General features: G+C 41.4%; 12 protein-coding genes. 7 read left to right on the top strand and 5 right to left on the bottom strand.

What is annotated here, in order from left to right:
• The first annotated feature begins 4 nt into the window (after positions 1-4).
• Positions 5-235: a membrane protein insertion efficiency factor YidD gene (gene yidD / locus I2483_RS15015; RefSeq protein WP_207277928.1), complete on the top strand. Its 231-nt coding sequence runs from the start codon at positions 5-7 to the stop codon at positions 233-235.
• Between the two features lie 159 nt (positions 236-394).
• The gene (locus I2483_RS15010) at positions 395-1,378 is read left to right on the top strand and encodes a metal ABC transporter solute-binding protein, Zn/Mn family (RefSeq protein WP_207277927.1); all 984 of its coding nucleotides are present in this window, start codon (positions 395-397) and stop codon (positions 1,376-1,378) included.
• A 179-nt stretch (positions 1,379-1,557) separates the two neighbouring features.
• Here I2483_RS15010 and I2483_RS15005 read toward each other — a convergent pair whose 3' ends face one another.
• From I2483_RS15005 to I2483_RS14985, 5 genes are all read right to left on the bottom strand, one after another.
• Positions 1,558-3,003: an o-succinylbenzoate--CoA ligase gene (locus tag I2483_RS15005; RefSeq protein ID WP_207277926.1), complete on the bottom strand. Its 1,446-nt coding sequence runs from the start codon at positions 3,001-3,003 to the stop codon at positions 1,558-1,560.
• 68 nt (positions 3,004-3,071) lie between these two features.
• Positions 3,072-3,890, bottom strand: coding sequence for a 1,4-dihydroxy-2-naphthoyl-CoA synthase (menB, locus tag I2483_RS15000; RefSeq protein ID WP_186671824.1), 819 nt, complete (start codon positions 3,888-3,890; stop codon positions 3,072-3,074).
• Positions 3,887-4,732, bottom strand: a complete 846-nt coding sequence (gene menH, locus I2483_RS14995) for a 2-succinyl-6-hydroxy-2,4-cyclohexadiene-1-carboxylate synthase (RefSeq protein ID WP_207277925.1) — start codon at positions 4,730-4,732, stop codon at positions 3,887-3,889. Before menH ends, menB begins: the two co-directional genes overlap by 4 nt.
• A complete protein-coding gene (gene menD / locus I2483_RS14990) occupies positions 4,725-6,437 on the bottom strand; it encodes a 2-succinyl-5-enolpyruvyl-6-hydroxy-3-cyclohexene-1-carboxylic-acid synthase (protein WP_207277924.1) in 1,713 nt (570 codons plus the stop codon). Before menD ends, menH begins: the two co-directional genes overlap by 8 nt.
• Entirely contained in the window at positions 6,430-7,815 is a 1,386-nt protein-coding gene (locus I2483_RS14985; RefSeq protein WP_207277923.1) for an isochorismate synthase, read from the bottom strand. The genes menD and I2483_RS14985 overlap by 8 nt, the downstream gene beginning before the upstream one ends.
• A 164-nt stretch (positions 7,816-7,979) precedes the next feature.
• Between I2483_RS14985 and I2483_RS14980 the strand changes: the two genes are divergently transcribed.
• The 5 genes from I2483_RS14980 (at position 7,980) to I2483_RS14960 (ending at position 11,566) form a co-directional block, all read left to right on the top strand.
• Positions 7,980-8,891, top strand: coding sequence for a 1,4-dihydroxy-2-naphthoate polyprenyltransferase (locus tag I2483_RS14980; RefSeq protein ID WP_186671832.1), 912 nt, complete (start codon positions 7,980-7,982; stop codon positions 8,889-8,891).
• Between the two features lie 181 nt (positions 8,892-9,072).
• Positions 9,073-9,795, top strand: coding sequence for a TraR/DksA C4-type zinc finger protein (locus tag I2483_RS14975; RefSeq protein ID WP_207277922.1), 723 nt, complete (start codon positions 9,073-9,075; stop codon positions 9,793-9,795).
• A gap of 342 nt (positions 9,796-10,137) precedes the next feature.
• On the top strand, positions 10,138-10,596 hold the full coding sequence (locus I2483_RS14970) for a hypothetical protein (RefSeq protein ID WP_207277921.1): 459 nt from the start codon (positions 10,138-10,140) through the stop codon (positions 10,594-10,596).
• A gap of 122 nt (positions 10,597-10,718) precedes the next feature.
• Positions 10,719-10,964, top strand: a complete 246-nt coding sequence (locus I2483_RS14965) for a hypothetical protein (protein WP_207277920.1) — start codon at positions 10,719-10,721, stop codon at positions 10,962-10,964.
• Positions 10,965-11,077: 113 nt separating this feature from the next.
• Positions 11,078-11,566: a hypothetical protein gene (locus I2483_RS14960; RefSeq protein ID WP_207277919.1), complete on the top strand. Its 489-nt coding sequence runs from the start codon at positions 11,078-11,080 to the stop codon at positions 11,564-11,566.
• Positions 11,567-11,876 lie beyond the last annotated feature (310 nt).

Below are 11,876 nucleotides of genomic sequence, written 5' to 3'. Positions count from 1 at the left end.
TTAAATGAAAAAGATTTTAATTGGTTTTATTAAACTTTATCAAAAAGTGATTTCACCACTTACACCACCTTCATGCCGTTTCTATCCCACTTGTTCCCACTATGGGATTGAGGCAGTCGAAAAGCATGGTGCACTAAAGGGTTCATGGCTTGCCGTACGTCGAATTTCAAAATGCCATCCGTTCCATGAGGGTGGGTTTGATCCTGTTCCAGATAATGATGTGCATAAAAACTAATTTCTTTAGACAAAACGGATTGACATAATCGTCGAGCCGTTTTTTTCGATTAAAATAAAATCGCTTATTTAGTTGCCAAATTAGAAACTCTCTTGTATGATAAAAAAGTCAGTTAGACAAATCGTAATCATTACTATTAAGACGCGGAGGATATATCTAATGAATAAGAAACTATTTTTTATCATTTCATTACTAACAATTATTCTACTCAGTGCTTGTGGCGCTAAATCCACATCTACAGAAAAAGTGGCAACTGGGACAAAGAAATTGTCTATTTTTACAACGGTATACCCACTTCAATACTTTACAGAACGAATTGGTGGCGAATACGTTGATGTGAAATCCATCTATCCCGCTGGTGCGGATGAACATACTTTTGATCCTACACAAAAAGATATGATGGGACTTGCCGACTCGGATTTATTTTTCTATATCGGACTTGGCCTTGAAGGTTTTGTGGAAAATGCGGAGAAAACTATGAAAAATGAACATGTAAAAATGATCGCAACAGCGGAGGCAATTCCTGATGAGATGTTGGATGAAGGTCATAGCGATGAAGGTCACGACGAAGATGCAAAGCATGATGAGCAAGGACACGAAGGTCATAATCATGGCGTTGTCGATCCTCATGTATGGATTTCACCACTACTTAGTGTCGAACTTGCGACTTCTATCAAAGATGCATTAATTGTATCAAAACCTGAAATGAAAGACGAATTCGAGAAGAACTATGAACAACTGAAGGTAGAACTTGTCGAACTTGATAGCAAATTTAAAGTTATGGCTTCCAATGTACCTTCTAAGACATTTTTTGTTTCACATGCGTCATTTGGTTATCTTGCCGATTCGTATGGACTTGAACAAGTCGCGATTGCAGGACTGAACTCACAAAGCGAGCCATCACAAAAGCAATTAGCACAAATTGTCAAAGAAGCAAAAAACAAAAACATCCACTATGTGCTATTTGAACAGAATGTATCATCGAAGCTAACAAATGTCGTACGGAAAGAACTCGGCGCTGAATCACTCATGCTCCATAATCTTGGCATATTGACAGTGGATGATGAAAAAAACAACGAAGACTATTTTTCTTTGATGGAACAAAACATTGAAACGCTGAAGATAGCGTTAAGTGGAAAGTAAATGAAGAAAGGCTGTCCCGTATACCAGGTTTAATCTGGTATATGGGACAGCCTTTTTTTGCGTTTGAGTGGATTGCTGTGATAGTCCGGAGTTCTTCTTACAGTTTAGTCGGTTGCCATGACAGTCTCAGCAGTTCCCCTTACAGTTCATCGATTTGCAATGACAATTCGACGGCACCTCTATTTCAAATCCACCAACTCTTTCAATTTGCGACGCAATAACTTATTAGATCCATTACGCGGTAGTTCATCAATGAAGTGAAACGATTTTGGCACTTTGTAACGCGCCAATCGCGCTTCACAATAAGCTATTAAATCATCTTCGGTTACATTTCCTGATACTACGACAAACGCAACCGGAACACTACCCCACTCGGAATGGTCTTTTCCGCAAACGCCTGCCTCTCGAATATTCGGATGCGCTGCCAGTACATTTTCAATTTCAGCAGGATAAATATTTTCTCCTCCTGAAATGATCAAGTCGGATCTTCTGTCAACAATATACAAATAACCTTCCGCATCGAGATAACCGATATCACCTGTCGGAAGCCAGCCATTTTCCAATGGATCTACTCCTTCAAAACGACCGATATATCCAGGTGTGACGTGCGGACCTCGTATAAATACTTCGCCTTTTTCACCTGGAGTATCTGTATCTTTGATTTTGATTTGATTGAAAAACAACGGTTTGCCTGCCGAGCCCATTTTCCTCATCGCATCGCTTGCTGCTAAGGTCGCTGTTTGCGAACTAGTTTCTGTCATTCCGTACGTTTGGAGAACTGGGACATCAAGCGCTTTTGCCCGCTTCAAATAATCAATTGGAACCGGACCACCGCCTGCTAGCATCGATTTAAATGATGGATGTGCAACACTATATTCTTTTTCCAGTTCACGCAGAACTTTGTCCAATGTAAGGGATACAACAGACATTCGTGTGACGGACCCATCCCCTACCGCTTTCGCTGACTTGATGGCATCAAACTTTTCATGCAACTGAACCTCCATTCCGTAAAGTACAGAACGAACAAGAATCGAGAACCCGCTAATATGGAATAAAGGCATCGCACAAAGCCAGACATCGCCTTCATCAAGCCCTAGGTTTAGAACAGACGACAGTGCACTCGAAACGTGATTACCTGCTGTTTGACGCACCCCCTTCGGAAATCCTGTCGTGCCCGATGTATACATAATCGTAATGGTCCTGTCTGATTGCCAACTATCCTGAATGACAAATGGCAGTTCAGCACTGCCCTTAATCGCAGTAAACAGTAGCTGACGCACCGGTGTATCGGCAACAACACTACTCAGTTCATTCGACACAATAACCGTCGTCGCGCCTGAATCATCCAATTGATATGCGATTTCCTTTTTTGTCAATCGACTGTTTAGCATAACAATTTCAAGGCCTGCTAGCATACATGCGTGAATGATGACCACCATTTCAGCATTGGAGGGCCCAAGTAATGCAATACGTTGCCCTTCATTTAAACTGTTCGCCCTCAATTTCCGTGCAAGAATTACCGCATCATCTTTTAACTGTGCGAATGTCCACTTTTCCTCTTCGAACGATAAAGCTACTTTATCAGGCGTTAAATAAGCCCGTTGCATTAACCAATTTGGAATCATGCCATCACCATCCATTCAGAAAAAGCTGCCCGATTAGAGGCAGCTTTCTTAGTTTTTATCTAGTTTTATCAAGGAAAACGTGGGAATTGTCCGAAGTCCGGTTTACGTTTTTCTTTGAACGCGTCACGGCCTTCTTTCGCTTCGTCAGTTGTGTAATAAAGAAGTGTTGCGTCACCAGCCAATTGTTGAAGACCAGCAAGTCCGTCCGTATCCGCATTCATTGCTGCTTTGACGAAACGAAGTGCCGTAGGGCTCATGCCAAGCATCTCTTGACACCATTGAACCGTCTCGTCTTCCAGTTGTTCATAAGGAACTACCGTGTTGACTAGACCCATGTCGAGTGCTTCCTGTGCGTTGTATTGACGGCATAGGAACCAGATTTCGCGCGCTTTCTTATGACCGATGATTCGTGCCAAGTAGCCCGAACCATAACCTGCGTCGAATGAACCGACTTTAGGTCCTGTTTGTCCGAAAACTGCATTTTCTGCTGCAATCGTCAAATCACAAACGACATGAAGTACATGTCCGCCGCCGATTGCATATCCTGCAACCATTGCCACAACCGGTTTCGGTATAACACGGATTAGACGCTGTAAGTCCAAGACGTTTAGACGTGGAATTTCATCGTCCCCTACATAACCGCCATGCCCTCGCACGGATTGGTCTCCGCCTGAACAGAATGCTTTCTCGCCTTCGCCTGTTAATACGATGACTCCAATGCTTTGGTCGTCTCGTGCGCGTGAAAATGCGTCGATTAACTCCGATACCGTTTTAGGTCGGAATGCATTGCGCACTTCCGGACGGTTAATTGTTACTTTTGCAATCCCGCCATACTGTTCATATTTGATGTCTTCGTATGTACGTATCGTTTCCCATTGACGTGTCATAGTGACCCTCCTCGATTTTTCAACTCTGAAATATGCTTCTCTATCATTGTAGCAAATGTAGCCGGTTTTTCCACATGAATTGCATGTCCAGCATGTTCTATCGTTTCGTGACGGACATTAGGGAAATTCCTCTGCATTTCCCGGGAAATATTTACGAACTTCGTGTCGAGTTCCCCCGTTATGAGCAAAACCGGAAGATTGATTGTTCCTAAGCTCCCCCAATAAGAAGATTGGCTGCCTGTTCCAATCCCACGTAAGCTGTTCGCAAGGCCCATTTCACTCTGACTAAGTCGTTCATTTCTCACAGCCAGCTGTTTTTCTTCTGACAAAATCTTCTGAGACGCGAACAAGGGAATATTTCCCCAAAAATCGATGAATGCTGGTAATCCGTCAGTTAAGATTCTTTCTGACAGCCGCCTGTCAGCTACTTGTCGTTCTTCTCTCTCCACTTTCGTTTTCAATCCTGGAGAAGAACTCTCGAGAATCAACGACGATACCCGTTTCGAATGACGCGCCGTATACGCTAGTGCAACGCGCCCCCCCATTGAATAACCAACTAAGATGAATTGATCAAGAGAAAGCTCAGTAAACAGTTCCTCAAGGTCCTCGACTTGCTGGTCCATGGAGTAGCGGTCAATGTCTTCCGGAATAGTCGATTTCCCATGTCCCGTCAAATCGACAGCTATTGTTTGGTAGTTCCCCTTGAGCAACTTTGTAATTTCACGCCAAGATATGGTGCTCCCCGTAAAGCCATGTAGAAATACGATAGCAGGCAGATTCTCTTCACCTTGGATTTCCACATGCAGTTCAATTCCACGCACGTGGATAGTCTTTTCATACATTATGATCAAGCCTGTCCGTGATTAGTGTCCATAGATCACGGTGAGCTTTCACATTCGCTTGACGATTTGTGAACACTTCAATAATACGTACCGGTTTTTCCTTCGCTTTAACGAGCTCCATTGCGAACTCTTCTGGCGTGTGAATTGCCGCATACTGCGCATCATACATCGTCGCAATATGGTCGAATGTTAAGCCTGTCGGTGTACCGAACAGTTCTTCGAAATGATTGCCTGCTTCAGCTTGTGGAAGATACGAGAATATTCCACCTCCATCGTTATTGATAATGACAATGGTCAAATCTGCCTCGTGGAAACGAGTAACAATCAGTCCATTGACATCATGCAAGAACGATAAATCGCCAATTAACAGCCATGTAGGTCGCTTTCTTGCCGCCTGGATACCAAATGCTGTTGATACAACGCCATCAATACCATTAGTCCCGCGATTTGCAAAAATTGTGATGTCCTTATCCGTCTTCCTGAAAAACGTATCAACATCACGGATCGGCATGCTGCTGCCGCTTACGAGGTCGCTGCCTGTGGGAAGGTGCTCAAATAACATTTTTGCAAAGATCCCCTCATCGCCAGCAACACCCTCATAATTATCCGTAATCGCGGATGCCACGTCATTCGCCGCCGTCCACAACTCCGTATAAGATGTTTTCGGTTTATCCACAATAATTTGCATGATTGTTTCGGATGAAGTCTGGATATGATGCGTCACGACGCCAAGCGAATCCCTGAATTCCGGCGATTCATCTACTGCAATAACTGTAGCCGGCCGCACTATTTTCAAATAAAGCGACAGTGGCTTCGCTACTGGCTGTGCACCAAAACGAATTACAGTATTAGGTACGGCTTTCTTTTTGAATACGTCACTTTTTAATAGCGCATCATAGTGATCAATACAAAGCGCAAGGCATTGTTCGGGCACTTCTGTGCGAAGATTCGATAGTGGGTCGCATAATACTGGCCATTTTAGTGCTTTGGCAAAGTTCCAAAATGCTGCTTTATCGAACCCTATCGGCATTTCACCTGCAATGATGAAGCCTTTTTCTGACATTGCAAGCAACTGTGAAATTTGTTGGGCAGTAGATGCCTCCAAGCTATTTACACTATTAAATCGTTTTAGGAAAGTCGTTTTTGGCGTTTTCCTATCAAAATCGATAAGAAGCGGTTCTCGAAACGGCACATTTAAGTGAACCGGTCCTCGAGGAGCTGAAGTTGCAACTGACAATGCGCGACTGACATGCCGATCGATAAAGTCTTCGATATCCGGATTATTTTCAGCAAGCGGGAAATCTACACTGTATTTCACATGCTTACCATACATTCGGATTTGATCGATTGCCTGCGGAGCACCGACTTCCCTTAATTCATGCGGACGGTCTGCCGTAATGACGATAAGCGGGATACGGGCATAATACGCTTCTGTTATTGCAGGATGATAATTCGATGCCGCGGTACCTGACGTACAGAGAAGGACGACAGGATTACCTGATGCCTTAGCCAAACCTAGTGCGAAATAGGCAGCCGATCGTTCATCGACCTGCATATAGACATCAAGGTCTTCCGTTGAAGCGAAAGCATAAGCAAGTGGTGTCGAACGAGAGCCCGGGCTAATAACTACCGCTTTCACATCCGCCATCATCAAAGCAGCCGTCATTCTTCGAACATAATCCGTCAAAACTGTACGGTTATCCATTCAGTTTTCCTCCAAGCGCCCGCATAACCGGTCTGAATTTCACCCATGTTTCATCGTATTCTATATCTGGTTCAGAATCTGCTACAATTCCTCCACCAGCGTACAAGTACGCACTATCGCCGTCGAGAAGTGCAGAACGGATTGCCACAGCAAATTCACCATTGCCAGCAGTATCTGTCCAACCAATTGGTGCAGCATAATAACCCCGATCTAAGTTTTCCTCAGAACGGATCATTTCCATTGCTATATCAGTTGGGACTCCGCCTAGGGCCGGTGTCGGGTGAAGTGCTTTAACCAAACTGAAAATATCAGTCCCTTGTTCAACTTCTCCTTCAACTGGCGTAAACAAATGCTGAATATCACGGACTTTCATCAGTTTCGGTACTTTCGAAATTTTGATGTCCGTGCAAAATGTTTTAAACACTTGTGAAATCATATTAACGACATATTGATGCTCTTCCCGATTTTTTCTATCTTCAAGAAGTTCATCGCCAAGTTCGCGGTCTTCGGCTGCCGACTTACCTCGTTTAATGGAGCCCGCGACACATGCTGAATACGCACGACCATTTGATATTTCAATTAAACGTTCCGGTGTAGCACCAAAAAATAATTGGCCATCTTTTTGCAATCCAAAGTGATAACTTTCCTGCTGTTCATTGGATATATGATGTAGTGCAGTGACAGCCGGTACTTCATCTGCAAAATTAAGTTTTACCGAACGTGCTATTACCACTTTTTCAGCTTCACCATTATTAATTTTCTTTGTGACATCCGCAACGGTTTCAATATAATGTTCTTTCGAAAGTTCCTCTATTGACACGACTTTCGGTTTTGTAAGCAAAGCGGATTCCTCCACTTGTGCGATATGAATTAGACGATCTCTTTCATCCCTTAACTTTTCAAACTGTTTTGCCGCATCGTCGCTTTTTGTTACAAGGTTAATGGAAATTTCTGTCTTGCCATTCGTAATAGACAACTGGAAAGAAGGTACAACGAAATGAGCAGATGGAAATGCATCCCACTCTGATTGCTTAACACTTTTCGGATCAAACGAGAAACCTCCAAAAAGAACAGGTTCCCGGTCATTTTCTTCTTTAATAAGCGCACTACATAACTTTTTCCAACTTGTTGAAATATGTGTGAAACGATCACCCGTTCCATCGCTTGTTAATACCGTAGCATGTCCAATTCCAACAAGCGTTAATGTTTTATCTGCATTTTGCCAATAGAAACGTTCATCTTTATAACACGAATCCCCTGCTTCGAAAAACGCAAGTGGTGAAATTCGCCCCGCATCGACAGTTTCTGTGAAAAAGCGCAACTCATTCTGCCTGACTTTTAATTGAGATTCACGGGTAGCGGTCAACTTCCGATTCATTATATTCCCTCCGTACATTCATTCGACTGATTAAGTGTATATACCTATATTCTATCATACCGAATTCGCGTCGTTTCAGCACATAATAAGCAGTCCATATGTTCAGTCCACCCATTTTGGAGTACAATGGATAGGGTCATTAAAAGGATAGGGAGAGAACAATAATGCAACAGACAATAAAAGCGGATACAGGTTGGCGTATTTGGTGGCAGCTTACACGTCCACATACACTTACAGCAGCTTTTGCACCTGTATTTCTCGGTACAATGATTGCACTAACTTACGGGAAAATACATTTCCCTTTATTCTTCGCCATGCTCATCGCAAGTGTCTTCATCCAAATGGCAACGAATATGTTCAATGAATATTATGATTTTAAAAGAGGGCTTGATACAGAACAATCAATTGGTATCGGCGGTACAATCGTCCGTAATGGCGTAAAACCAAAAACCGTGTTGAATCTTGCCTTTATGCTTTACGGGATTTCCGTCCTTATCGGTATTTATATATGTATGGAAACCTCGTGGATGCTCGCAGTCGTCGGTATCCTGTCAATGATGGTCGGCTACTTTTATACGGGAGGACCGTATCCAATCGCCTACACACCATTCGGGGAACTATTTTCCGGTGTTGTCATGGGAATGCTACTCATTCTTATTGCATTTTATATCCAGACAGAAACAGTAACGACAGAAGCAGTTCTGCTATCCATCCCAAGTATGTTGCTTGTGGCAGGTATTATGCTGGCAAACAATATACGTGATTTGGAAGGCGATAAGGTAGGCGGGCGTAAAACACTTGCTATTCTCGTCGGCCGCTCCAATGCAATTACAATCCTAATGCTATTTTTCATCATTTCATATGGCTGGATTATTGCAATGGTTGTCTTTGGACATCTTACGCCATGGGCACTGCTTGTATTTCTTAGTGTCAAAAAACCGGCTATGGCGATTACCGTGTTCCGAAAAAATCACATTCCTATACATGTGATGCCCGCGATGAAAAACACTGCAGTTACGAATACTTTATTCGGATTACTATTAGGTATCGGAATACTCATTGGACATCTACTCTAACTACTAAAACGCCCGAAGCATCGATTTACGTCGATGCTTCGGGCTTTTTAGTAGTCGCATGTTTAAATGATTTGAAATAAAGGGAAGTGTAGTAACGACAGTCAATAATCTTTACTTTTGTTTGTTAAGCACAATGTATATGAGCATACTATCGTTATTACTAAAAAGGACGTGACAATACGTGTTGAATGATAAACAAAAAGCCACTCTTAAAAATGAGTTAAATGAAATGAAGGAACATTTAACAATTACAGAAAAAGAAACAGATATTAAAGAAAGTGCTCAAGAAGATTCTGGCGAGCTGTCGATGTATGACAACCATCCCGCTGATTTAGGTACAGAACTCTATGACAGAGAAAAAGACATGGCTCTGCACGTACATGCTGGCTCTGAATTAGATAAAGTCGCAAGCGCCTTACAAGCGATGGAGGACGGTTCTTACGGGAAGTGTGAAGTATGCCAAAAAGATATACCATTTGAGCGGCTTGAAGCAGTTCCTTACACAACTCTTTGCATCGATCATGCGACGGAGCAAGAAGTACCCTACGACCCACCTGTCGAAGAGGACATGCTTACCATGGCCAACCCAAATTCATTTGCTGGAGCAGCACGAGATGGCGAAGACAGCTTCCAGGAAATCGCAAAATCCGGAACATCAGAAACCCCTTCCGATTTCACCGGGGATCGCGATAACTATAATACGTTATACGACAGCAAGATTTCAGACGGGGCAACCGAAGAAATTGAAGAATTCACAGGTACCGATATTAATGGAAAATCACGCGGATTCATCAGATCCGATGCCTCTGAGAAATATGAAGCGGAACTGGATGATGAAGGAATCGAATCCCCTCTTGGAGACATTCCTTATCATGAAAAAGACAGTTATATTGAGGATAAATAGAAGTGAAAGAAACTCCTAAAGCTATTTTTGGTAACCCGTTAAGTTTAGAGGTACTAAACTTAAAATAACGCCGCACATATCAAAACAAATAAAACTAAATTCAAGTATAAATTAGCATTGCTTTTAGCAGTGCTTTTTCATATTTTCATCCAAGTATTCCAACAATATAAGGGATTTATTATTAACGTGGTAAGATTATTGAAAGATGCAGGTTTAAAATTCTATATAGTATCAGTGAACTGTTTTGCAACTTTCTCAAACAGAATTCGTTTAAATTTTTATTAAAGAATTCATCAGCTTTGGGAATGAGGGGTAAATATTAGTAAAAGACGGAAAAAAATCATGATAATAGCTATCGTGATACTGTTCACTATTATTTCAATAATAGTATTTAAAAAAGATTTATGGGAAGTTAATGAAGAGCTACTGAAACAAGAGATGTTGAACATTGGAGAATCCGTAGAATCAGTGGATTTATCCAATGTAACTCCATTTGAATGGGATATAGTGTATTCTTTTAACCCGTATACATCTAAAGATACAATCTATAAAACCGTTGGCTATAAGTGGGATACTATCAGTGAAACAGTAAGTGAAGGTATGAACCAATTAGTTTTTATGAAAGAAGAAAAAGTGGTTTGTTATTTATATGGATATCCTGCGAATAATGGATATGGAATTTATTTTAATAGTGGAAGTGATACCAGATTAACTTCTGCTTCTATGCTTAGTGTCGATGATGATTTAACTTTTCAAGTTGTAAGACGAGATAGTATTATTTATTTAATGAAAAATGAATGACAAATAGATTCTTCAACTAACGGGGCAGGCTAGCGGAAGAAGAAAAACTATATAGTCAATTAGTTAAACAGGGGGCGGAATTTGGATATTATCGAAGTTTAGAAAAGGGAGGATGTCATAAATTGGTCAGAAGACGCGGTAATTATGAAATAAGGATTGTAGGTAAACAGCTAAGCTGTCCCCACTGTGACGGTGCAATTTTTAGTCATCGGGAGGTATATATTGATGTAGTCCCGTTTGTAGATGAAGAGCAAAAGCAGCAATTAACACTGCAGTCTTTAACTTGCAAAGACTGTGGTAATATTCAGCAGTTCCAACAACTAACGAAAGGGATGGAAACGAATATCGTTTACAAACAGGTAGATTAAATATGGTAGAAGATTTAAGCTGTGAGGAAAGTCAAATTACTATTTTGAACCGACCCCTTATTTGTCTATTCTGCGAGCATGATGTATTTATTCCGTATAGGACGTACAGAAATGTGGAAAAGCCAGGGATTGATGTGTTTTATGTAAACTATACCGCAGTTTGTACGCATTGTGGTGGTGTGATACAGTTTGTAGATCCGAGCTACTTTAATAATCGAGTGGGTGTTTACGTCTGGGCTTTTGATCAAACTCCCCTTCATGCACGTCCCCCAGAGCCACCTATTATCCGCATAGTAGATGAGGTAACATTGCAGGCACAAAAAGTATGCTTACATTTAGCTCTGCGGCTACTCGTGCAAGAGAAAAATGTAGTTGATATAGTGCTTTCCTTAGCTGAGGAGGAACAGTATTGTAAAGTAATAGCATTATTGGAGTCAAAAACGTGTCAGGTAGTTGAAGAAATCAATGCTGAAAAATGTTTAGCGTCAGTGCTACAACAGTTAATGACGCACCGTATCGTCGACAGTAATCAATTGCTCTCCATCGTAATAAATGAAAGCTATCCAGGAATTGAGCCATTTTTAAAGCAGTATATAAAATGAAAAAGCCTATAGTTCGTTCAAAGCGAATTATAGCGTGATGAAATCACACATAGATTTACATGTAAATTTTAAATAAACGTTTTTAAGAATACACATGTCAAAATAGAATTTACAATGGTAGAAATATATGTTGTTTAACTAACGTGTGCATTACTTCAAAGAAGGAGTGAAGCCTTTTTTCTTTTTGAACTAAAGAAGCAAGTTAGTTAAATAGTGTTGTTTAACTTGTGTTCAACAATCGGGCCAGCGCGACAAGTTCTGTGATAAATGCCTTCGGCATGAAAATACAGGGGATTTAACATAAATCTTA

Origin of the sequence: Sporosarcina sp. E16_3 (assembly GCF_017347125.1) — a bacterium.
Classification (GTDB): domain Bacteria; phylum Bacillota; class Bacilli; order Bacillales_A; family Planococcaceae; genus Sporosarcina.
The sequence above is the reverse complement of the archived record's forward strand: the minus strand, read 5'-3'. Positions and strand labels throughout refer to the sequence as shown.